The sequence below is a fragment of the Paenibacillus odorifer genome (assembly GCF_000758725.1).
Lineage (GTDB): Bacteria > Bacillota > Bacilli > Paenibacillales > Paenibacillaceae > Paenibacillus_AQ > Paenibacillus_AQ odorifer.
In genome coordinates, this window is sequence record NZ_CP009428.1 from 1,219,660 (window position 1) to 1,240,907 (window position 21,248).

Genomic DNA, 21,248 nt, shown 5'->3' on the forward strand with positions numbered 1-21,248 from the left:
TATGAAGATTAGGATCATAGGTGCTTGCGGCAGCGGCAAATCCTATATTGCCCGGGAGTTATCTAGAAAATATGGTGTAGAGTATTACGAGACAGACAACTTGGTATGGGACAGAAGTGCCGAGAATTTGCGTTTTTCAGTTGAAGCAAGGGATGCTCAGTTGGAAGAAATCCTTGATAAACCCTCATGGATTCTGGAAGGTGCACATTATAAATGGGGACAAGAGAGTTTTAAAGCTGCTGACTTAATCGTTATTTTGAACCCTAATAAAGTGATCAGGGATTTGAGAGTGTTTACAAGGTATATAAAAACAAGACTGGGTTTAGAGCAAGCGAATTACAAGCAGTCATTTAAGAATCTGTATGTGATGATTTTTGAATGGAACCGTGGATATGATCAGGAGGCCGCACATAGGATTATAGAGTTAACGGATACTCTGTCTGATAAACGGGTAATTGTTAAAAATAACAAAGAGCTGGAGCCCATTATCCAAGAGCATCTGAGGAAGGGATTGTTAAATAGGGATTGAGCGACAAAGTAAACGATAGAGAGAGGAGTGCTTGCATGGATAACATTCTACCCGAGCATTTGGATCAGGAGAATTTCATAGGGTTTTGGAAAAGAGTGCTGGCTTCCATTCTTGATTTCTTGGTCATTGGAATACCTGGGGTTATCGTATACTGGATACTCAATTCATTAGCTGTTTCATTACACTCGGAGATACCTATTATCCTGGAGTACATTTTGTTTATCGCATTTGATATCTTTATGATCGTTAGATTTGGCGGAACCCCTGGGAAGCTGATTTTAAAAATAAAAATTGTCAATGAACACGGGAATTACCCAACAGTGAAGGAAGCTCTGATTCGAAATGTTTTCCGAATGATTAGTATGATTCTTTCAATGGTAATTGCGGTCAGCAGCTATGACTTTACCGTTATTTCCGCCAAATTATCCTTATGGTCGGATTTGGCTTTTGACCTCACTCAAATCTTGGGTCCAATCATGCTGGTGGATTACCTGTTGGTTGGATTCCATCCCCGTAAACGTGCGATTCACGATTTGCTGGCTGGCACTTATGTTGTTGATAAATCCGCAATTTGAAGAATGCTTTTCACCAAGCATTCTTTTTTTAAATATTAGGTATTTTACTATTAAATATTTTAGTGTTAAAATACTTTTATAAGCAGCCGATCATCATGAATGTCAAAGGAGAACCTCTTGGAAAATCCAGATATTTTTAAGCTAATACATGCAGTTGAATTATTTACGAATGAAGTTATTGTTCGATGGATGAACGCATTTGATCACAATATTGGGATATCTCCAGTTCTAGTCTTGGGTGAATTGAATAAAAAAGGCCCCTTGAAGCAGACTATTTTGGCTAAGAGACTAGGATATACGCCGGGAGCAATGACAAACATTGCTAATCGACTAATTAAGCAGGGGATGGCCGAGCGAAAATATAACGAAGATGATCGACGGAATGTACTTCTATCTATCACGGACAAAGGAAAAGACGTTCTGAAGGAAGCACAGCTTAAGGGACAGGAGCTAAGAGCTGAAATGTTCCAAAAGCTCAATGAGGAGGAACTGCAGCAATTCTTGAAAATCTATGAGAAGTTGTTAATGAGCTTTGATAGCTCTGAAACATAAACCAAGTCATCTTAGAAGCACAATAACATTATAAAGGGGTATGAACATGGGAAGAGTTCAAGGTAAAGTTGCATTAGTAACTGGAGGCGCTTCAGGTATTGGCTTATCAGCTGCCACTCTATTAGCTAGAGAAGGAGCAAAGGTTGTCATTGCCGATTTTAATGTGGAAGCAGCCAAAGAAGCAGCATCTAAGATTAAATGTGAAGGCGGAGAAGCTGAAGGTCTTTTCTTAGATGCCTCCCAAGCGGATTCGATCAAGGAAGCTGTTGATTTCACAGTTGCTCAGTATGGCACCATCACAATATTGTTTAATAATGTAGGTCTAACTAATCTGCAAAAAGACCTTGATGTGGTCAATATAGATTTGGAAGAATGGGATCGCCTGATGAACGTGAATACTAAAAGTGTTCTGTTAGGCAGCCGTTTTGCTATTCCTCATATGATTAAAGCGGGCGGAGGGTCGATCATTAACACGGCTTCGATGTCAGCATTCGCTGGGGATTCATTGCGTACTGCTTATGGCTCCTCTAAGGCAGCGGTTGTGAACCTTACTCGATACATTGCTACACAATATGGTAAAGACAAAATCCGTTGTAACGGCGTGGCACCAGGGCTGATCCTGACACCTGCGGCAGCAAGAAATATGCCGCCAGCTGTATTGGATATTTTTCAAAAATTCAACGCCCTACCTTATCACGGTGAAGCCGATGATATCGGCAATACGGTTTTGTTCCTGGCATCGGATGAATCCAAATTCATCACAGGCCAAACGATTGAAGTAGAGGGTGGTCATTATATGTCTAACCCAAGTATCACGGATTTCCAGAATTACATGATGGAAGCTAAATCTAAATAAAAGATTATGTGTAATTAAAAATCCGGTCCATGCTCGAATTTATCGAGCGGGACCGGATTTTGGTATTTTAATGAATTAGCGTACCTCTAAAACCTCCTGCATAAAGGTCTTCAGAGCGGAGGGTTTGGCACTTGCGATCCATTGCTTTAACTCATCAGTTTGACCATTCATATACCATCCAAGCTTCTCTTTTAACTCTTGGTCAAAGACTTTAGGTTGATTTTTTCGTTCCGCTAACAGTTGTTTAATCATTTGTGGCCAGCGATACCCACTATGACCAAAGCTGAGTTCAGGATAACGCTCAGCAAGTGTCATTACCGAAGAGAGTGATTCACCAGCGTATAATTCTGCCGCCAAAAAGCTGCCAATAAAACGATGGCTATCATCATACTTTAGGGCGATCGCGAATTGTTTACGAGCTTCTTCAAGCTTCCCTTGTTGCATGAGGGCTGTGGCGTTAATAGAAAGTACATAACCGTTAGTATTGGGTCGGTTTAGTTCGTTGTAGTAGGAATAATATTTGTTATACGACTTCCAGTCGGCATGGTCAAAATAGTACTGCGATAATGTGAAGGCGTAATTAGTAGAAGGCTGTAGTTGTATTAGCTTTTCGAGTAAAGGAATCGCCTTATCTTCTAATGTTGTATCCTTTGTGAGGGACGATTTTGCCAGCATCATCTTTACTAGCATGTGCAGGGCATGAACATCCTGTGGGTCATCGGCAATATTTTGTTGGTACATTTCTAGTGCCTGATCCGTTTTCTTATCCAGTAGTAGTTGGTCAGCCGCAGTAAGCTCTCTTTCCTTGAGATAAAAGAACGGCAGATTGCCGACAGTGTCTTCGTTCAGCCTGTAGCCATTACTGCGGGTAATCAGGCGTCCATCTGCATCTAAGGCTTCAATATTCCAAGAAAAGCGCACTTCGGGATTCATAAATCCGAGAAGGGAGAGGGGGTCAATAGATTCCCAGCCATCTCCACTGCTGCCATAGGAAAAACCGCCGCCATCGTAAAGTTCTTCTACTGGAATGGAGATATGATTATCTACAATACGATCCCGAATTTGTACACCCAACACGGCCCCCTCCCCGCCACCGCTTAAACGATAGTAAGCTGCACCTTCAACAGCTTTCCAGCGGAAATCTATGGTCTTGCCCGTTAGGGTTTCCTGATTAATGGGAGACTGCAGCTCAAGCAGAGGTTGTAGAACTATGCTCTCATTCAACCTGCCATCCGGTTTAACTTCAATCCAATCGTCATATTGTACAGGCCAGGTCCAACCGTCGATCTGATCATAGCCAAGTCCAAGCTGTAACTGATAAAAGCCCGGAATCACACCGTGAAATTCGAAACGTCCTTCAGTATCTGTGACGATTCGGTAGGGTTCAGCAGAAGTGATGCTATGGTTAACTTCGCTTTCAGCACGGAGAAAAATACCTGCCCGCGGAACTGGGGTGCCATCGCTTCGTGTAAGGGTACCGGAGACGACAGCAGTTGAAGTATTTCCCATATCTATAGCAGACTGAATTGCGGTTCGAAGCGATTCCAGCTGTCTTTCAGTATCTGAAGTCCCAGCTTCTGGTGCTGCTGCTGATCCTGTATTGTCTGTGGAGCCTTCGTTCGAACTGCTGGTGGCAGCGTTCATTTGTTTATGAATATCCTGCCAGAATTTTTTGTACCTCTCCAAGCCATCTTTTACTACGGCAAGTGCTTCCTGCGCTTCGCCTTTTGTAAAGAGTAAACGCCCGGTAAGCCATGCTTTTTGTGCGTTTAGCTCTTCCTGATACTCGGATGGAAAGGGGGTTTGTTCAAGAATTGTTTCAGCGGTTGTTATATCGCCACTATTTAGGGCTCGCTCCGCTCGAAGGAGCTCCAGTTGTTTAGCTATATCGGAGTTGCTGTTTGACTGTTTCGTTGCGGTGATTAGCGCTTGATCTCCATCTTCCTTTCGGCCAAGAGCATCATATTCATAAGCTAACTGCTTAGCCGCAAATATACGTGTATTGTCCGAAGGCCCCTCAAGGATATATTCCTCAAGCAAAGGTACTATGTCCTCCGGTAACAGACCGGAACGCTGGGTTTCATCATTACTCCACTGGCTCATCGAAGGGCTGACATTAACGTCATATCTGTAGGGATCATAGCTGTGATCCTTATCAAGGATGTTTGTACGGATTAGCTCGATACGTTTACTCCCGGTTGTGGAAGCCAGCTTTTGCAGAAGATCAGTTCTAGCTATGTTAGATTGAATAGCTGTGCTCTGATCTATCTGCCTTTGTGAAGGTAAGAAGTTAAACAGAAGAATAAGCAGGGAGGCAGGGAGTAACACGAATAACACCAGATGTTTGATTTTTATCTTAATTCTCATGTTTTTTCACCGCCTGCTCGTAGATATCCTTCCAATACGTATTGCCTCCAGCTTCGATTAGTTCTCGGTTCGCACGCTGCGGGGTATTTTGTTGTGGCTGTTGTTTAACCTCTGGTTGATGTAGGGTAAGCGAAACTACTAAAATAATAGCACCGATCGCACCTATAGGTTTGACAGGGATCTCAATTTCTTTATTCCACAGCGCCAATAAACGGGCTCCAAAGGTTGGAGGATGAGTCTGCTTAATGACCCGGTCGTGTCCAGTGAACTGGAGGTTCTTTAATTCTTCATCCAGCTGCTTTTTGACCGCATCGCGTTCTGTATTCATAAGAAATGTCCCTCCTTCACCAAAATCTTTTTTAAGAGCGTCCGGCCTCTGGCGAGTCTGGATTTGATCGTATTTTCAGATGTATTTAATTGCTCGGAAATTTCCCGGATACTCATCTCATGAAAGTAATATAACGTCAGACATTCACGGTATAGATAGTCGAGATTTCTCATGGACTCGGCGAGCCTGACATTATGCCATTCCACCATAAAAAGCTCTTCCGCTCCGGCTGTGAAGTCAGCATCCTCGTTAGTTTGCAGCTCTGACCCTCCCGCCGGGAAAATATTACGCCAGCTCCACGTCCTTTGCCTCATGCGGCAGCGATTGACTACTATCCGTATCAGCCATGCCTTCAGCCGATCCGGCTCCTGTAACTGACTCATTTTGGCATAAGCTTGAATAAAAGTATCTTGTACCGCTTCTTCGGCACTTTGTCTATCTTTGAGCAGTAAAGAAGCGGTTCGCAGCAGCATATCTCCATATTCGTCCATTAACAGGCGGAGAGCTGACTCATCTTTTGCCACAATTCTCTCTATAATATTCAGATGTAGCTCCCCTCCCTTTACTAATAAGATGCGGATTGGAGGATTAAGGTTGCGTTTGGATGGAAAATTATTCAACAAATGTCGCGATTGCAGTTCGCCGGATAAGAGGTTACTGTTGGAATCTATTGTACAGATTGCAATGGGTCGCTTTTTCAAGCAGGATTAGCTCCTTTCTATTGTACGTTCTGCAATGAAACCCTTCGAGGCTGGGAATGACGGGTAAGGTCATATAGTTCATAGGTTTATGAGTTTACGAGTTTATAGTTAGATGGAGTTATGTGGAGATTTTAAAAGAGAAACTTACTTGAGTTAGGTGTCGGAAAAAAGGGTTTTATGTAGAAAAATAGAGTGTGTATGAATTTATATTTGTAGATATGGGTAAAAGAGGGTTATCCAGAAAAATTGCCGCTATCCTGCAACTATTTGATTTTCAGCTCGTCTGTATGTTCAGTTTCATTTTTTGTAAGACGACTTTAAGGTAATCTATTAAGGAGATGACATCATGCCAGTACAGATAAAATTAATAGCAGGCTCTATCCTACTCGCAGGAATGATTGGGCTTGCTGGATGCAGTTCGAACAATGAGGCGGGGAATTCAGAATCCCAGGCAACGGCGCCAACAGAAACGGCTGTAACAGCAACCTCTGAGCCGGAAGTTAGTCCATCAAGCACCCCAGCAGAAACTGCACCAGCAGCGACTTCCTCCCCTACGGAGACTGATAAAGATTCAACCGGCTCAAATTCACAAAATAGCGACAAACAGCTTAAAGAGTTGCTCGAGCTTGCCAAAAAGGGGAAGGTACCCGGTGTAAAATATGCCGCTCATACCGGACTCATTGATGAGGTCGAAGCGGATTGGGGCAAACCTGATCAACAAGAGTCAGCGGGAAAAGGTATTTATGCTACCTACACTGACAAACATGTCGTGTTTGGATTTAATAAAGGAAGTTTAATCTTCGATGTTCGTTCAAGTGATTCCACACTGCAAAAGCTGACGCTGAAGCAAATTGAGGCAACACTCGGCAAGCCTGACGATACCAAAGTGAACGGAGACGATAAGATTTACACCTATCAAGCCAATGACCAATACCAGCTGAAATTTATTATTCCAAGCTCGACCGGTACAGTAGATCATATTTCCGTGTTTAGTGAACAGGACTCTTTTAACAATATGGCTGGGTAAGTGGCATGGGTTAGAAGAGGAGAGAGCAATTTTGCAGAGGAATCTGTGGGTTGCTCTTTTTGTATGTTCTTTTTTGAGGTGGAGTAGGCCTTGGACGGACTGTTATAATGTAACCAATGAGCGGGTTCGGGGAAAGTGAGGTTCTATCATGCAGCTGGAATTAAACGAAAGTGAATATAAAGTGACCGCAGAAGGGATAACGATAGAATTATTCCCAAAAGAATTTACGCTTTTTCAGTTCTTGTATAAAAATAGAGGGCGTACATTCAGTCGAGAACAGCTGTTGGATAAAGTATGGCCGCTTGAATATCCGGTAGAGCGAACAGTAGATGATCATATTTATCGGCTTCGTAAAAAGCTAGGCAAGTTTCAAGACTTAGATATTAAGACTGTTCGGGGATTTGGTTATAGTCTGACTATGCAGGAGCCCTCAGCTGCTATGGCCAATCCGACTACATATGACTTAGAGATGCAAAAGACGATGCGGGAGGTATTCAAGAAATATCACCTATATGGCCAAGGTCGCTCGATGTTAATCCTCGCACGCCAACAGGATGTTTTGGGGTATGCGATGGATCCGTTTTATTCGATCTATATTCATTTTGTACAGGGAGATTTGGATTGGCTGCTGAACACAACCGAGGTGGGGATAGAGGAACGGTTTTATTCCTTATTAATCTGTTATGTTCTATTGGGTGATCCTAAGAAAAAATTAGAGTTCTGTGAGTTGGTCCTTGAGAAAAAAATTCTTTTGCCGCCTCAGCATCGCGAAGTGGAGATTCTAAATATTCTGGATTTGTACACGCTGGCAGGGCAACCGGAAAAAGCACTGGAACGACTAAAGCTAACATATGAAGTGATTAAAGAGCCGGGGTATGAGAGTTTCATTCCTATAACGGCGACCTCAGAAATGCTTACACACTTGTGGATGGGAACAGAAGATCACGTAATAGAACGGATGGCAACAGACATTGAAGCACTTTTGCTGGAGAAACCTTATTTGCGTGAGATTGGTAGTTATAAAGTTACAAGGGGCTTGTGGTTTCTACGGCGCAAGTCTTGGCGTGAAGCCGAGCAACTGTTGGATGAGGCACTTCAGGTGCTTGAGATGTCAGGGTTCGTGCCGATACGGATATATGCATTGTACCGAATAGTTCATTTTTGTAAACAGTTTCCACCTAAGCCAGCTTTGTATCGCAAATATGTGGATATATTTGAACAGGAGAAGGAAGAGCGGGGATTCCATCGGTTAGAACAATCCTTGGATACCGTGCTTACGAACCTTGTGACTGCCCCCTGATAATTCTCTGACAATTCTCCATTACATTAAGGTCATGCTAATAAGTTCTTAATTGTAATTTGGAGGAATGTTTAATGAATGCTTCAACACAAGCAGGCACGAGCCTGCTTAAGAACAAGGTGTATATGCGTGTGTACAGCGCATATGCGACGGCTACCTTTGGGGATTGGTTCGATGCCTTAGCAATTCAGGTACTCGTAGGGTACCGCTGGCAGGCCAGCCCGCTAATGCTGGCTTTGATTCCGGTCTCCATAGCTTTGCCGGGGATTTTGCTGGGCTCGTTCGCAGGGGTAGTGGCTGACCGACTGAACAAGCTGAAGCTAATGCGGATGTGTGATCTGCTTACGGCATTGTTAACCGTATTCGTATTATTTGCTCCCAGTATGGTGTGGTTGCTCCCGTTATTGATGTTGCGTGCTGCCATTTCTACGTTAAACGTGCCTGCTCAGCAGTCGATGACCCGTAGTATGGTTAGAGAAGACCAACTGCTTCAAGCTACCTCGCTTAATGGGCTTGTAAATCAAGGCTCGAAAATCGCGGGACCTTTACTGGGCGGCTTCGCGTTGTCTGTTCTTACGCCACAGTGGTGTATATTGATCAATGCTTGCCTTAGAGGCTGTTCCTATTTGCTCCTACTTACAGTTAAGAAAAGTGAAGTAGAACAAGTTGGCACAGAAGGCAAGGGCGATCAAGAGGAACGTGTTGCTCTCCGCACGATGTGGAAAGAAGGCTGGAATTTTATGCTGCATAGTAGGTTGCTGCTAAATACCATGCTGTTTGGCATAGTCTGTTCAATGGCTATTCAGATGATTGATTTTCAATTCACCAGTCTATTTAGGGTACTTGCACCCTCTAATGAATCTTTACTGGGCTGGCTCGTGGCGGCATCCGGAGGCGGTGCTGTATTCATCATTATGGTCATGAACAAAATGAATCGCGGAACAGGTTATGGCTGGAAGCTTGGAACGGGTTATGTGCTGATGGGTTTATCGGTTGGGGGACTTGGACTGCTTCAGCCAGGAGCTTCCAGTATTTCTGTATTGCTATTAGGGTTCTTACTAGGTATTGGGAATGGAATTTTTATTATCACGTTCAATTATTGTCTGCAAAAAGAAACACCCCCGCACATGACAGGGCGTGTGTTCGGTATTCAGAGTACCATTCTTAGCGGAGTTATGATTGGCGCACCACTTCTCGGCGGAATGATGGTTCAGATTGCTGGGCCTAGCCGTATCTTTTTGAATTTCGGCATCGTAATCGCTCTGATTGGTGTGCTGGGCATCGCATTTGGGCGTGTGCTGTGGCCTGCGCAGAAAGAGATGAACGATAGCTCTGCGGAGCAATCTAGGACAGTTGAGGTGATGGAGGGGAGCTAGCAGGTAGCACGCTAGTCTAGCTAGCGGGACTTCCTAACTGGACTAGATTAGCTAGACTGGGAAGGTTGAGTGGCAGAGAGAACCTAGCGTGACAACCTAGCAGATACTTAGCTAGACTAGACAGGTTGAGTGGCAGAGACAATCTAGCGTGACTCCCTAGCCGATACTTAGCTAGACTAGACAGGTTGAGTGGCAAAGATAATCTAGCGTGACTCCCTAGCAGATACTTAGCTAGACTAGACAGGTTGAGTGGCAAAGATAATCTAGCGTGACAACCTAGCCGATACTTAGCTAGACTAGACAGGTTGAGTAGCAAAGATAATCTAGCGTGACAAACTAGCAGATACTTAGCTAGACTGGAAAGGTTGAGTGGCAAAGATAATCTAGCGTGACTTCCTAGCATTTAGTTGCAGAATGTGCAGTTAAATTCCCCTCCATCGATCAAACTGGGATTTAGTTGTATTTTGTGCAGTTATTATTTGATATTCTCCCTTTTAGTCTAGGAATGATGATTTTTAGTTGCACAAAGTGCACTTATTTGCTCAGGATGTCTCTTTTTACGCTTAATAGCTGTATATAGTGCAATTAAGAGTCTCCTTAGTCATAGTCGCCTTAATATGTGACTTCTCAGTATGTGACTTCTCAGTAAGTGACTTCTCAATAAGTATCTCCTTAATAAGTGACCTCTCAATAAGTTATTACTTTGTGATCTAAAGCAACTGCTGCACGAAACGTTATAAGTTACAATATTACCTAGCCCGATAGGACAGTTTCTCGTCCGTAAGGGCTTTTTTAGTGTGTAGAGGAGATTGGCTAGAACATTAGAATTTGTAGAGGTAAAGGAGGGAAAGGATGGCTACTTTTATTTATATGGTGAGGCACGGTGAGTCGCCCAAACTGCCCGGAGAAACTGAAAGGACTCGCGGACTAACCGCGAAGGGGGAGGAGGATGCCCGCAAGATAACGGAAAAACTACGTCTGGAAGGAATTCAAGTCTTCTATTCAAGTCCATACCTTCGGGCTATACATACGATTTCTGGATTGGCGCAGGAGTTAGGAGCAGAGATTCAGAGTGTTGAAGACCTCCGGGAAATCCATTTCTCGGACGGAAATAAGATTACGACTGATCAGGAGCTGTATCCATTACTGACAAAAATGTTTGAAGATCCGGATTTTGTCCCAGTTGGTGGGGAATCCATTCATGCGTGTCAGAAGCGTTCAGTTAGTGTGCTGGCAGAAATACTGAGCAATCACAGCGGTCAAAAGGTTGCTATTGGAACTCACGGGGCAGTCATGACGCTTATGATGAACTATTTTGATGCCAAATATGATCTGAGCTTTCTTCTTCAAACCACAAAGCCGGATATTTATAAAATGAAGTTCGCAGGCGGAACGTTAGTGGATGTGGAGAGGTTATGATTATTGGGGACTGCTTACAAGCGTCCCGAGTCATCATCAACCTGAGGCTTACGGACCCAGATGACATTATTCGCAGATTATTAGCCTTTGGAGCATGGTTTCGGACTCCAGCGTCGTTATTCCTTAAAAAGAGCACCTTATTGGGTGTTTTTTATGCCAATAGCGACTCTGGGGTCCTTTCTCATCCCAAAAGTGGGGAATTGCTGCATATAAGGTCAGCTGTGTCCGATAGCGGCTTCACACACGTAAATACGTACGAGTAAATACGCACGAGTAAATACGTACGCGTAATTAGATACACGTAAATGGGTACGCGTAAAATACATACGCATAAATAAGTACACATAAACACGTACGCATAAATGCGTACAGGTATAAGTACGCGTAAACTACGTCCACGTAAATACATACGCGTAAATTACGTACGCATAAATACGTACGAGTAAATACGTACGCAAAAATATTACCGAAACGAAAATGGGTAAGGGGATCTGGATTAAGTAAGGTTGGCTTGTGAACAGTACTTCCACTATGAAAAATACGGATTCTCAAGCCAAGCTGTGTTTAATCATAACGTTAGTCTAGCGTTAGACTAGGCTAGCTAAGGTTCACCCTTTCATCTACTCTAAGAATAGATCTATCTATAGTCTATAGAGCTATCTACAAGCTATAAAACTATCTACAAGCTATAAAATCGCTTAGTATTCGCAGTCACTAACTCTTCCGCTTCGCCGGGGGTGTAACCATGGAGCGCTCCCCAAGCAGCGGCGACTTCCCGAATCATAGACGGATGGGTGATTTTCCCCGCAAAAGGTCCTTCGAACGGCCAAGGCCCATCGGTTTCAGCCATGACTAGCTCTGGGGGATAACGGCGGGCAAGCGCCTGTATCTCCGGCTCATACAGGATATCCGGGGTGAAGGAGATATAGTAGCCGTTCTTAATCATACGGGCAATGGCTTCTTCTGGACCTTTGAACCAGTGAAAGTGGGCATGCTGTATGTTATGTTTTTCCAGGAGATCACAAGCAATAAGCGCATCTTCATAGACAGCATGCAGCACCACAGGTTTATCGAGACGGGCAGCTAACCCAAGCAACTGATCCAGCAGCTCAATATAGGGCTCCATATCAAAGGTTTCGCCACGTTCTAAAGCTTCAGCACGCGTATAGTAAGGCAGCCCGATTTCCCCCACAGCAATATAATCCTCACTAGATTGACTCTCGATCCATTTCAGCAGAGCAGCCAGCTCAGCATCCTGCGGCAGGGGTTGCTCTGGATGAAAGCCATAAGCTGGACGGACCACGCCGGGATTTATGGCTGCAAGTCTTTGGGTGCGTATACAAGAGTCCAAATTCATAGAGACAGCGATAAGGGCTTTAATTCCCATGTCAGGTAGTTCACTCAGTATCTGTTCGGCAACTTCAGGTTCATATTGCTCTAAATGTATATGGGCATCAATCATAACTGTTTACCCTCCACGTAAGAAGCTAATTCCTCATGAACCTCAAAGCGAATAGAGTCGGGTTCCATTCCATCTTTTCCCGGTTTGTAGGCAAAGGTTAGTGTGCCAATACTCTCCAGAAATCCAATATAAACATTTGTTTCCGCCTTTAGCTTGCCCTCTTCCACTATGTAGTGAGTAACAGCACCAATGCCGGCTTGTTCGCCTAGATTGCCATCCTCAGCACGATCTGGATATCGCAAAGTCACCATGGATGGAGTTGAGCCTTTAACTTGAATTTGAATCAGGGCGTCCCCTTTTTCATTAGAAATTTTTGACGTAACCAATGCGGAGGCGGCTTTATCTGCAGAAGGGACAGTGACTTCTTCCCACGGGTTAGGCTTAATCACGTGAAGTTCCTGCATGGACATGCCCGTACCTGTTCCGAGCCACAGAATGACAACGACTTCTTCCTGTCCATCCTGATCGATGTCGGCATAATGAATCTCAGGAGGGTAACTTAGGAGTCTGGGTGTTTCCCAATCAAATGTATGCTTGTTACCGTTCACCTCTACAACAAATCCTTCGTAGGTACCGCCATCTTTAAGGGCAGTATACAGCTTCACTTGGTTATTTTCTGTAGCAATAGCGAGAGGTTCGCTGGGTGTTCTGACGGTAGTACTAACATCCCCTGATGTTATTAATACTTCAGTTCCAGCTGCATTCAGCTGCGCAGTGGCACCAGACAGAGAGTTTAAGGAATCGGCAGGAATATATAAAATACCATTTCGTAGAATAGCTGGTCCTTCAAGCGAGGTTTGATATCCATCAGCTTGCATATACTCATTGTCCGGCGTCAGAACATAACTACTGCTTCCATCAGAGATGGTCAAGGTCTTTAAGTTATTATCCCATTTTTGTTCTGAGGTGTAGTATTCCATTAGTACTTTTGCAGGTACATAGACCTTATCATCTAGGAAAAAAGGGGAGAGAGTAGGAAGAACGGCTTCGCCGTCCACGATTAGTTTCAGTGGTGCTGAAGTAGCTTGTGTTTGATTAATAGCCATTGTTGTATCCATATCTATGGTTGCCGATGCTCCGCATCCGGCCAAAAAGAGCGTGATAGCTCCTATAGCGATGATTTTATTCATAATTACCTCCAGGATAAAGTCCAGTCCCCTTAAGTATAGAATAAAACAGCGCGTTGTAGGTCACTTTCTATTAACAAAGAGAATACAAGCTTGTTACAGTTCGCTAGTTTTTTATAAAATGCAGGCATCCACGCAATAAACGACGAGTGTAATAGAAAGAAATGAACAAAAGTAAGGAGAGGCACAGACCAATTGGAAGGCTGAGAATGTTCGGGAAATCATAATCTGGGAAGGCATTTAGTCCTATCCCTTTGATGCCAACAATACCTAGCACACCACCGATAGGTGCAATGATTGCACAGACAACACTCCCCACGGCCCAGACACTAAGGATCGGTACACAGAACAAGATGGTGGCACCTTTGGCGATATTTTTGAGTATAGTGGCTCCTGACAAATGAGTGATTTTTTCCATGTAGACTCTCCTTTATTGGTTTAAAAATACAGTTCGGTCAACTTGCGACTTAAGATCCACCGTTAGACTTTTGCTATAGCGGATTTCCCCAATGGTACAACCCGGTCCGACGATGATTTCTTCACCGCACACAAGGTCAGCTGTCGTCCGGTATAACGTTATGCTAGTTCCTTCAATCGTTGTGCAGGTGAGTTTTCGAAAAGGGTGCATCAGCGCATTAATCAACTTGGAAGAGGGTTTAACGATAATGTCACCGCCAGCTCTCATAACCTCGACTGTGCTTCTATTGCCTAAACGGATCTCAATCGATGAATCTGCATTTAGTCTCTTTATGTTCACAGCACCTTCAGCATAAAAAGTCCCGGCTGCAGCATTTTCTGCTACGGACATGTATCCAGAAGATCGGAGATTATCTGCTTGGATATTTTGAACGCGCAGACTCCCTAGATTGTTTACCTGATTGGCCTTACAATTCCCCCCAATTGTACAGTCGCCAGATACTTTGAGTTTTGATGTCGAGACACTACTTTTAGTACTTAAGTGGCCAAACACATCAACAGTAACCGCACGAATATTCTCTCGGACAAACAGCGAACCTCTTACCTTCAACGGTGGATCGATCATGTCAGTACGTTCATAAGTATTGTTATTATTGGACATTTACAGTACCGTCCTTCAAAATATATTTTAATAATTAAAATATATATTCATTATAATATATAGTCAATATAATAAATTGGGAGTTTAACATAAAAAACACTGCCGTCAGTTTCCTGACAGACAGTGTTTATAGAAAAGAGTATAGCTGATAAGGAGCAAAATGAAGGCTGTTAGTGCATCATTTGTTCCATCAATTTATTTATTTGTTCTAAAGTTCCGGAGATTTTATTCAGATCTGAGGTAGGAAATGCTTCAAATATTGTATGGATACGCTGATCGCCTTGTTCTGTAAGGACAATATTGACAACTCTGCGGTCTTCTTTAGTCCGCACCCGTTCAATAAGTCCGGCTTCCTCAAGTTTATCGCACATGGAGGAAGCGGCTCCGGGTGTGACCACGAAGCGTTCAGAGATGTCAGTAATGTTCAAGCTTCCGGTAAGCCGGAGTTGAAACAGCAGCATGATCTGATTGTGAGTCAGGGTTTCCTTTTTAGTGATCATATCAATGAAAAACTGGGATTTCTGCTGCACATTTGCCATAGATTCCATGACCTTATGGATAGCATTTTGTTTCTCTTCCTTTGTGCTCATAACATTGCCTCGCTCCAATTTACTTTAGTTACTAAAATATATAGAAGCTATATTAAGCTTGTCAAGTTGACGGGTTACTGTAGCTTGGTTAGAAAGACTGAATTTAGCGCTGGAACCCTTCTTTTTTTTATATCTTGTAATGAAATTGGAAATATATCGTATTAACTGATGAATTTACTTAGCTAAGTGAAAATTTGGTGGGAAAGGAGAGTTAGATTGATGCATGAGCGCGCATTGCTTCATCCTTTTGTAAAAGAGAATATACAGGAAAATACTGACATAGATGTTTTGTTCACAACGATTTTTGAAACCTACTATAAAAGAATATTCAACTACATCGCTTACCGGGTTAGTTCTCTCCATACGGCTGAGGATCTGACAAGCCTTGTTTTTGAGAAAATGTTGGCGAAACTATCGACCTATTCTCAGGAAAAAGCTCCTTTAGAGGTATGGTTATTCGCCATTGCCAGAAATGTGGTCAATGATCATTACCGGAGTTTTAAAAGGAAAAGTTTCTTTTCGCTGGATGCCGTCAAGGAACTGGTTTCTAGCAGAAAAGATCCGGAAAGCTTGATCCTCCAGGGAGAACGTAGTGGAAGGCTTAACGAAGCCTTGAATACATTGAGCTCAAAGGAGCGGAATATTGTGGCTCTTAAATTTGGTGCTAATCTGAGAAATAGAGAGATTGCCCAGGTTACGGGAATTTCGGAGAGCAATATCGGTGTGATACTCTACCGGACTATGAAAAAGCTGAAGACTGAAATAGGGAGCGTGGAGCAGCTATGAACAGTAAAGACATACAGCAGAAGTTCTCAGCAGATTTAGATGAAAGTATATATGGAGCGGCAAATGATTTAAAGGGTGCTGGGGAGTACAAGGAGCTGCTGGAGCTAGGCAGGGTTCTGGCCCATAAAGATTTCAGCGAGGGCTCTGACAAAACAGCCATTCTGAATAAGGCTCGGAGAAAGTATGCCGGCCAAAAGGAGGAGAAAGGATTGCGTACAAAACATAGATTAAGACGTCCTGCTGTTATGCTGGCAACTTTGCTAGTGGTTAGCGTATTAAGTGTAACTTTTGTGCAGCCGTCATTTGCACAGGAGCTGTTAATGAAAGTATTGCAAACGATAAACTTAGGCCATATTGTAGCCCATGAAGTAGAATTTTCTGCGGATTCCAACGTGATTCCGGATGACTTTAAGGGGAAGATTTTTGATAGCAAAGGAAATGCGCTTGTGACCCTCGACGCTGCTCAAAAGGCAGGTGATATCTACAATGCTGATGGGGAAAAAATCGTCGGAGTTGAAGACGGCAGACTGGTTACGCAATCTGAGAGGGATCAAGAGAAAGCGGAATTGCTGATCGAGAGGGATTCTAGCAAGCTAAATGAATATACGATTTTTAATGTGGGATTGCCGGAGTATTTGCCAGACGGTTATACCTTTGATCGTGCAGAGTTTTATAAGGATAGCAATGGTGAAGTAATCAACAGCAAATATATTAATTTATATTTTGTTAATGAAGCTACCGATGAGATCATCTCGATGCAGCAGCGGCACGCTGATTCCGAAACGGCTTATGAGATGTCGACGGATGGCACAATCGAAAAAGTGAAGATTAACGGAGCTGATGCTGTATTGGTTAATGGAAAAGGGTTGGACTGGGAAGCCAATGGAGTCTTATACGGTGTAACATCAGCTAGCTTGGACAAGAATGATTTGATCAAAGTTGCTGAGTCTATCCGCTGACTGATTTTTTAGAGAGATAGGCGGTTACTGTTCGAGTATATATAGGCAAGGGGATGATCCATATGGATCTCCCCTTTTTCGCTTTATTGAGGGCACATGCAAACAACGTTTGGGAGAATATAGCTGTACTTCGTACAACTATATTTCTGCGAAATAACGCTTGGATGGATATAATTGTATTTCGTACACTTATTTTCACGATTTATCCCACTATAGGAAGTTTCTCCGCTTTTTAATTGTATAGAATACACTTAAAATCAGAGTAAACCTTTTTGCATATGGAATAAGTGTACAGAATGCAGTTATCTCATAGATTTCTGCGGGATCCGGCCAAAGCTGGCGTGTAAAGCCGAACATCAGCTTCCACCTGTCCATAATCTGTTCAAGCAAAGCTGAACATCAGCTTCCACCTGCCCATAATCTGTTCAAGCAAAGCTGAAGACTAGCTTCCACCGCCCATAATCTGCTCAAGCAAAGCTGAAGATCAGCTTCCACCGTCCGTAATCTGCTCAGGCAAAGCTGAAGACTAGCTTCCACCGCCCATAATTTGCTCAAGCCGAACATCAGCTTCCACCTGTCCATAATCTGTTCAGCTGGCGGTCAGCCTCGGCTTACTTCATCTACTCCATTAAGCCGCTGCAGAGTAAAAAATAAATCGAACGATTTATTCTCTATGTACCAATACATAGTGTAAGACCGAAGGAGGGATTGAGAGGGATGAAACATCCAAATGAATATTCTCAGCTCATTGCGCTTACGCTAGACGGCAGCCGTGAAGCGTACAGTGAACTATATGAAGCAACGATTCGGGATGTGTATCAGACCGTTCATTTTCTCGTTCGCGAAACCTCCGATGTGGATGATGTTGTTCAGGAGATTTATATTCAGGTGCACCGGTCGCTTGAGCAATTTGACGTCAATCGTCCTTTTAGGCCTTGGCTTATGGGGCTGGTTATGCGGCAAATTCATGCCTATCGAAGAAAGAGATGGACGCATCTCCGAATGGTTAAAAAAGTAGAGCAGACTGATTTAAGGATGGAACCTGATTTCACTAGTGATGTTGTGGACAGGTTAGCTAACCGCCGTCTACTAGCAAGTGTAGATCGTCTTCCATTTAAGCTGAAGCAGGTGATTATTCTGCACTATTTAAATGAATATTCACAGGAAGAAAGTGCCGCGATACTGGGTATCCCTCTGGGTACGGTGAAATCCCGTATTCATGCTGCACTGCACAAGCTTCGTCAGAAGCCGGAGAATCATACTCTTTTTAAGGGAAAGGTGGAGGACCTGCATGAATTTCAATGAAGAGTTACGGACAGTTCTGCAGGAAGAGGCGAGAAATCTAAGTGCCCCACCGGAACTGAAGAAGCAAATACTAAATCAGACCGAGACGAGATCAGGGGGAAGACGAATGAAAAAATGGCTTGTAGCAAGCATTTTGGCGGCTGCATTATTAATTCCTACTGGAGCATATGCCGGATATAATTATTTGGCGGATACCCTGTATGGCTCACAAGCAACTGCTGCTACGATTGGAGTAACCCAGCAACAATATGACAGGCTTGAAGCCAAGCTGCAGAACGCGAAACAAAGCTTTAACGAAGAGGAATTTACAAGATTGATGTCTTTACTAGAGGAATTGGGAGCTTACAATCTGCAAATGGCCGATGCTGACGGAGTCTTTCACCTAGAACAGTTAAGTGCGAAAGATCAAAAGGCATATAATGATTTACAGGTTGAGCTTAAACCTTATTTCGAGAAAATGAATGAAAATGAAATCCCTCAGGCAAAGGCGGCTGTCGTTGATCGTGATACTTTCTGGAATGGCGTGCTGGAAAAAGCTGAACAGAGGTTTACTAAAGAAGAGTTTGAGGAGATCGAACAATTAATAAATGAGTTGCAACGCTATGATGCCAAGGTATTTGATGCAGATGGAAGTGTTCATATGGATCGGCTTTCGAAAGAGGAGATACAAAACCAAGAGAAGTTAATTGAAGCGCTCGGTCCTTATATAAATAAGCTGGACATGATGATTAAACCTAGTTCTTAGTTGAATTTAAATGCATGTATTGAATAACTATGGATAGAAGTAGCATTAGAAAAGCCACCAGAAAAGGTCTAATACACCTTGTGTTCTGGTGGTTTTTTACATTCGGCTAATTTGTATTTTATACATCACTAATTGAATAAATGTATAATCAATTAAGCCAAAAAAAAGTATTTGACCACTGGAATAATTAGACATATTATTATTTAAATACTATTGATCTATATATGAATCATGATGGCGAAAGGTGGCTTTGATCATGAAGCAGATGACCATTCGTGCAGAACTGGCGGACTACCTCAAGAAGAATGGAATAACAATTAATCAATTCGCAGAGGTATCTAAAGTGAATTCGGGCACAATTAGCAACATTATCAATGGGAATCGGCCTATAGCCATGCAGCAATTAGACCGTATTACAAAAGGTATGGGATTAGAAGAAGGCGGCTTTTATGATATGTATGTGGAGGAGTGTTTCATACATTCCAATCCCAATTGGAGACGACTTCGACCTTTTCTATATCGCTGTGCTGAACTAGATAAGCTGGAATGTATAAGTCGGGTGATTGGAATCATGATGGACAGCCTATCTTATACACCCTCGTTGTTTGATACAGCAGAAGATTTTTTTGTACAAGGAAAATATGATGCTGCAGCGTTGTTATACCGGAGTGTCGCGGAGAGTGAGAAGTATCAGCATTCAGAGCGGCTGGCTTTTTGCCAATACAGACTGTTCACGATTGCTCTAGGAGGCGATCAGGATCTGAATTTGCGAGCAGCTGTGCAGTTTGAGGGTTTTGTAAATCGGCTTGATGAAGTCGATCAACTTGACGCGCTGAAGGCTCTGGCGAATACATATAGCGCATTGAGGTATTGGGATAAGGTAATGCTCATAGCTATTGAAATTGAAAAAAAAGCATCCATTCAATATAAGTATAATAATGAGCGAGCCAGAAAAAACGGGTTACAGAAGGAACCTGCAATGCCCTTATTTTCATATATTCTATTTTCTTATGTGTTACGTTCAGTAGTTTACAGAGAGCTGGGAGATTATGATAGAGCATTGCAGTATGTTAACCTTTACATGGATATGAGCTGGATCCGTGAGGATACGGAGGAAGCTTTGCAACTTATGAATCGATGTATGGGTTGGGCACAGGGCAATATATATTTACTGAGAATTTTAAAAGGTGATGTGACAGCGCTTCCGGAATATGTGACCTATATTGAAAAAAGAGAGGAAGACATTCTTCCAGGTCTGTTCAAAATCCTTCAGGCAGCCAATCACTATGATTTTAATGTGGATGATATTCTTCAGCGGTTTGAGCAAGAAATATCAGATTATAGAGATCAGCAGAGAAATCTTAAATGTTATAATCGACAAATTATCGAAGACAGATACACTTTTTTTATGGCTGAAATAGCATTGTATTATATAAGAAGAGGAAAATATGAGCTTAGTATAAAGTATATAATGGATAGTTTGGAGACTTCTGTAAGGATTAATAACGAATCCTGTATAATAAAGTGTGTCAGAATGTTTGAGCAGCTTCGGCATACTGCATCTTTAGAAACGCAGAAGCAATACCAAAATCTGATTAGAATCAATGAAAAGAAAAATGGTTTTGTTATTGGAAGTGCCTAGTATTGATAGTTTTATAGAAGAAACAAAAAAGAGTTTTCAGATTAAATCTGAGATCGCTATCTATTGAATTGTAGTAATGCACTTTAATGTAAAATATAGAATTTGACATATACCTCTAATATATTAAATTAGGGAGGTAGTGTTAATGAATGATCAGGAAATTATCCAAAAGAGAATAGAGGGTGCTAGAAAAAAACTTTATTTAATGGAGAGGCAACACGGAGGGCTTTTGCATCCGAATGTGATCAGACAGTCCATGAGATTAGATGAATTAATTAATCAGTACAATAAAGCAGTACATAGCGATAATGAGGATTGAAGAGAATGGTTAAACACCCTACATAATGATATTGCAACTTCTGATGAAGTATAGAGCCAGCGCTGTGCGCGGGCTTTTTGGCTTGTTGGATCTCATAAAATAAATCAATGCTGCACGCTTGTCATGCCCGTCTGCATATTGCGGCCAAGTCCCTCATAGACATGTACTAATCAATGCATTCAAAACAGGTTAAGGGGATGATGTC

The 21,248-nt window shown here is 42.7% G+C and carries 23 protein-coding genes; 14 read left to right on the forward strand and 9 right to left on the reverse strand.

Translation table 11 applies throughout. The features are described from left to right. Position 1: 1 nt before the first annotated feature. From PODO_RS05180 to PODO_RS05195, 4 genes are all read left to right on the forward strand, one after another. Complete coding sequence (locus PODO_RS05180; protein ID WP_038569012.1) at positions 2 to 529, forward strand: P-loop NTPase family protein; 528 nt, start codon at positions 2 to 4, stop codon at positions 527 to 529. 35 nt (positions 530 to 564) lie between these two features. Next, positions 565 to 1,104, forward strand: coding sequence for an RDD family protein (locus PODO_RS05185; RefSeq protein WP_038569014.1), 540 nt, complete (start codon positions 565 to 567; stop codon positions 1,102 to 1,104). Positions 1,105 to 1,221: 117 nt separating this feature from the next. Beyond that, on the forward strand, positions 1,222 to 1,656 hold the full coding sequence (locus PODO_RS05190) for a MarR family winged helix-turn-helix transcriptional regulator (RefSeq protein WP_038569016.1): 435 nt from the start codon (positions 1,222 to 1,224) through the stop codon (positions 1,654 to 1,656). Between the two features lie 46 nt (positions 1,657 to 1,702). After that, on the forward strand, positions 1,703 to 2,512 hold the full coding sequence (locus PODO_RS05195) for an SDR family NAD(P)-dependent oxidoreductase (protein WP_038569017.1): 810 nt from the start codon (positions 1,703 to 1,705) through the stop codon (positions 2,510 to 2,512). 75 nt (positions 2,513 to 2,587) lie between these two features. Here PODO_RS05195 and PODO_RS05200 read toward each other — a convergent pair whose 3' ends face one another. Genes PODO_RS05200 through PODO_RS05210 form a run of 3 tightly spaced genes read right to left on the reverse strand, consistent with a single transcriptional unit; the run spans position 2,588 to position 5,731 of the window. After that, positions 2,588 to 4,879 (reverse strand): carboxypeptidase-like regulatory domain-containing protein, encoded by a 2,292-nt coding sequence (locus tag PODO_RS05200; RefSeq protein ID WP_038569019.1) that lies wholly within the window; start codon positions 4,877 to 4,879, stop codon positions 2,588 to 2,590. Continuing rightward, a complete protein-coding gene (locus PODO_RS05205) occupies positions 4,869 to 5,207 on the reverse strand; it encodes a hypothetical protein (RefSeq protein ID WP_038569021.1) in 339 nt (112 codons plus the stop codon). The genes PODO_RS05200 and PODO_RS05205 overlap by 11 nt, the downstream gene beginning before the upstream one ends. Beyond that, entirely contained in the window at positions 5,204 to 5,731 is a 528-nt protein-coding gene (locus PODO_RS05210; protein ID WP_280513451.1) for an RNA polymerase sigma factor, read from the reverse strand. Before PODO_RS05210 ends, PODO_RS05205 begins: the two co-directional genes overlap by 4 nt. Positions 5,732 to 6,254: 523 nt before the next feature. Between PODO_RS05210 and PODO_RS05215 the strand changes: the two genes are divergently transcribed. The 4 genes from PODO_RS05215 to PODO_RS05230 all read left to right on the forward strand — a co-directional run bounded on the left by PODO_RS05215 (position 6,255) and on the right by PODO_RS05230 (position 11,030). After that, positions 6,255 to 6,935: a YjgB family protein gene (locus PODO_RS05215; protein WP_038569023.1), complete on the forward strand. Its 681-nt coding sequence runs from the start codon at positions 6,255 to 6,257 to the stop codon at positions 6,933 to 6,935. Positions 6,936 to 7,083: 148 nt separating this feature from the next. Further along, entirely contained in the window at positions 7,084 to 8,235 is a 1,152-nt protein-coding gene (locus PODO_RS05220; RefSeq protein WP_052096812.1) for a winged helix-turn-helix domain-containing protein, read from the forward strand. 74 nt (positions 8,236 to 8,309) lie between these two features. Then, positions 8,310 to 9,611 carry an MFS transporter gene (locus PODO_RS05225; protein WP_036680431.1) on the forward strand — a complete coding sequence of 434 codons (1,302 nt, stop codon included), beginning with the start codon at positions 8,310 to 8,312 and terminating at the stop codon, positions 9,609 to 9,611. Between the two features lie 852 nt (positions 9,612 to 10,463). Then, complete coding sequence (locus PODO_RS05230) at positions 10,464 to 11,030, forward strand: histidine phosphatase family protein (RefSeq protein ID WP_038569027.1); 567 nt, start codon at positions 10,464 to 10,466, stop codon at positions 11,028 to 11,030. A gap of 679 nt (positions 11,031 to 11,709) precedes the next feature. On the opposite strand, the gene PODO_RS05240 is transcribed toward PODO_RS05230, so the two are convergent. From PODO_RS05240 to PODO_RS05260, 5 genes are all read right to left on the reverse strand, one after another. Continuing rightward, positions 11,710 to 12,492, reverse strand: a complete 783-nt coding sequence (locus PODO_RS05240; protein WP_038569031.1) for a TatD family hydrolase — start codon at positions 12,490 to 12,492, stop codon at positions 11,710 to 11,712. Next, positions 12,489 to 13,622, reverse strand: a complete 1,134-nt coding sequence (locus tag PODO_RS29865) for a copper amine oxidase N-terminal domain-containing protein (protein ID WP_052096814.1) — start codon at positions 13,620 to 13,622, stop codon at positions 12,489 to 12,491. Before PODO_RS29865 ends, PODO_RS05240 begins: the two co-directional genes overlap by 4 nt. 103 nt (positions 13,623 to 13,725) lie before the next feature. Beyond that, positions 13,726 to 14,037, reverse strand: coding sequence for a hypothetical protein (locus tag PODO_RS05250; RefSeq protein WP_038569032.1), 312 nt, complete (start codon positions 14,035 to 14,037; stop codon positions 13,726 to 13,728). Positions 14,038 to 14,049: 12 nt separating this feature from the next. Further along, positions 14,050 to 14,697, reverse strand: a complete 648-nt coding sequence (locus PODO_RS05255; protein ID WP_036686760.1) for a hypothetical protein — start codon at positions 14,695 to 14,697, stop codon at positions 14,050 to 14,052. A gap of 170 nt (positions 14,698 to 14,867) precedes the next feature. Then, positions 14,868 to 15,287: a MarR family winged helix-turn-helix transcriptional regulator gene (locus PODO_RS05260; protein ID WP_051491478.1), complete on the reverse strand. Its 420-nt coding sequence runs from the start codon at positions 15,285 to 15,287 to the stop codon at positions 14,868 to 14,870. Positions 15,288 to 15,506: 219 nt separating this feature from the next. Here PODO_RS05260 and PODO_RS05265 point away from each other — a divergent pair, with 219 nt between their 5' ends. Together PODO_RS05265 and PODO_RS05270 are read left to right on the forward strand one after the other, a co-directional pair. After that, positions 15,507 to 16,073, forward strand: coding sequence for a sigma-70 family RNA polymerase sigma factor (locus PODO_RS05265; RefSeq protein ID WP_038569035.1), 567 nt, complete (start codon positions 15,507 to 15,509; stop codon positions 16,071 to 16,073). Then, positions 16,070 to 17,032: a DUF4367 domain-containing protein gene (locus tag PODO_RS05270; RefSeq protein ID WP_038569037.1), complete on the forward strand. Its 963-nt coding sequence runs from the start codon at positions 16,070 to 16,072 to the stop codon at positions 17,030 to 17,032. The genes PODO_RS05265 and PODO_RS05270 overlap by 4 nt, the downstream gene beginning before the upstream one ends. Positions 17,033 to 17,431: 399 nt before the next feature. Here the strand turns inward: PODO_RS05270 and PODO_RS30920 are convergent, their stop codons facing one another. Beyond that, entirely contained in the window at positions 17,432 to 17,614 is a 183-nt protein-coding gene (locus PODO_RS30920; protein ID WP_143758648.1) for a hypothetical protein, read from the reverse strand. Positions 17,615 to 17,749: 135 nt separating this feature from the next. Between PODO_RS30920 and PODO_RS05275 the strand changes: the two genes are divergently transcribed. The 4 genes from PODO_RS05275 (at position 17,750) to PODO_RS05290 (ending at position 21,043) form a co-directional block, all read left to right on the forward strand. After that, positions 17,750 to 18,337: a sigma-70 family RNA polymerase sigma factor gene (locus PODO_RS05275; protein WP_038569039.1), complete on the forward strand. Its 588-nt coding sequence runs from the start codon at positions 17,750 to 17,752 to the stop codon at positions 18,335 to 18,337. Next, complete coding sequence (locus PODO_RS05280; RefSeq protein WP_038569041.1) at positions 18,324 to 19,082, forward strand: DUF3600 domain-containing protein; 759 nt, start codon at positions 18,324 to 18,326, stop codon at positions 19,080 to 19,082. Before PODO_RS05275 ends, PODO_RS05280 begins: the two co-directional genes overlap by 14 nt. A gap of 256 nt (positions 19,083 to 19,338) precedes the next feature. After that, entirely contained in the window at positions 19,339 to 20,724 is a 1,386-nt protein-coding gene (locus PODO_RS05285; RefSeq protein ID WP_038569043.1) for a helix-turn-helix domain-containing protein, read from the forward strand. Positions 20,725 to 20,869: 145 nt separating this feature from the next. Further along, positions 20,870 to 21,043, forward strand: coding sequence for an aspartyl-phosphate phosphatase Spo0E family protein (locus PODO_RS05290; RefSeq protein ID WP_094903681.1), 174 nt, complete (start codon positions 20,870 to 20,872; stop codon positions 21,041 to 21,043). The last annotated feature ends 205 nt before the right edge of the window (positions 21,044 to 21,248 follow it).

What these genes read in the sequence shown, in the direction of transcription:
- PODO_RS05225 (WP_036680431.1), top strand. Translation starts at nt 8,310, where the DNA reads ATGAATGCTTCAACACAAGCAGGCACGAGCCTGCTTAAGAACAAGGTG.
- PODO_RS30920 (WP_143758648.1), bottom strand. Translation starts at nt 17,614, where the DNA reads ATGGACAGGTGGAAGCTGATGTTCGGCTTGAGCAAATTATGGGCGGTG.
- PODO_RS05255 (WP_036686760.1), bottom strand. Translation starts at nt 14,697, where the DNA reads ATGTCCAATAATAACAATACTTATGAACGTACTGACATGATCGATCCA.
- PODO_RS05215 (WP_038569023.1), top strand. Translation starts at nt 6,255, where the DNA reads ATGCCAGTACAGATAAAATTAATAGCAGGCTCTATCCTACTCGCAGGA.
- PODO_RS05185 (WP_038569014.1), top strand. Translation starts at nt 565, where the DNA reads ATGGATAACATTCTACCCGAGCATTTGGATCAGGAGAATTTCATAGGG.
- PODO_RS05275 (WP_038569039.1), top strand. Translation starts at nt 17,750, where the DNA reads ATGAAACATCCAAATGAATATTCTCAGCTCATTGCGCTTACGCTAGAC.
- PODO_RS05270 (WP_038569037.1), top strand. Translation starts at nt 16,070, where the DNA reads ATGAACAGTAAAGACATACAGCAGAAGTTCTCAGCAGATTTAGATGAA.
- PODO_RS05180 (WP_038569012.1), top strand. Translation starts at nt 2, where the DNA reads ATGAAGATTAGGATCATAGGTGCTTGCGGCAGCGGCAAATCCTATATT.
- PODO_RS29865 (WP_052096814.1), bottom strand. Translation starts at nt 13,622, where the DNA reads ATGAATAAAATCATCGCTATAGGAGCTATCACGCTCTTTTTGGCCGGA.
- PODO_RS05240 (WP_038569031.1), bottom strand. Translation starts at nt 12,492, where the DNA reads ATGATTGATGCCCATATACATTTAGAGCAATATGAACCTGAAGTTGCC.
- PODO_RS05195 (WP_038569017.1), top strand. Translation starts at nt 1,703, where the DNA reads ATGGGAAGAGTTCAAGGTAAAGTTGCATTAGTAACTGGAGGCGCTTCA.
- PODO_RS05200 (WP_038569019.1), bottom strand. Translation starts at nt 4,879, where the DNA reads ATGAGAATTAAGATAAAAATCAAACATCTGGTGTTATTCGTGTTACTC.
- PODO_RS05205 (WP_038569021.1), bottom strand. Translation starts at nt 5,207, where the DNA reads ATGAATACAGAACGCGATGCGGTCAAAAAGCAGCTGGATGAAGAATTA.
- PODO_RS05230 (WP_038569027.1), top strand. Translation starts at nt 10,464, where the DNA reads ATGGCTACTTTTATTTATATGGTGAGGCACGGTGAGTCGCCCAAACTG.
- PODO_RS05220 (WP_052096812.1), top strand. Translation starts at nt 7,084, where the DNA reads ATGCAGCTGGAATTAAACGAAAGTGAATATAAAGTGACCGCAGAAGGG.
- PODO_RS05280 (WP_038569041.1), top strand. Translation starts at nt 18,324, where the DNA reads ATGAATTTCAATGAAGAGTTACGGACAGTTCTGCAGGAAGAGGCGAGA.
- PODO_RS05265 (WP_038569035.1), top strand. Translation starts at nt 15,507, where the DNA reads ATGCATGAGCGCGCATTGCTTCATCCTTTTGTAAAAGAGAATATACAG.
- PODO_RS05250 (WP_038569032.1), bottom strand. Translation starts at nt 14,037, where the DNA reads ATGGAAAAAATCACTCATTTGTCAGGAGCCACTATACTCAAAAATATC.
- PODO_RS05285 (WP_038569043.1), top strand. Translation starts at nt 19,339, where the DNA reads ATGAAGCAGATGACCATTCGTGCAGAACTGGCGGACTACCTCAAGAAG.
- PODO_RS05260 (WP_051491478.1), bottom strand. Translation starts at nt 15,287, where the DNA reads ATGAGCACAAAGGAAGAGAAACAAAATGCTATCCATAAGGTCATGGAA.
- PODO_RS05290 (WP_094903681.1), top strand. Translation starts at nt 20,870, where the DNA reads ATGAATGATCAGGAAATTATCCAAAAGAGAATAGAGGGTGCTAGAAAA.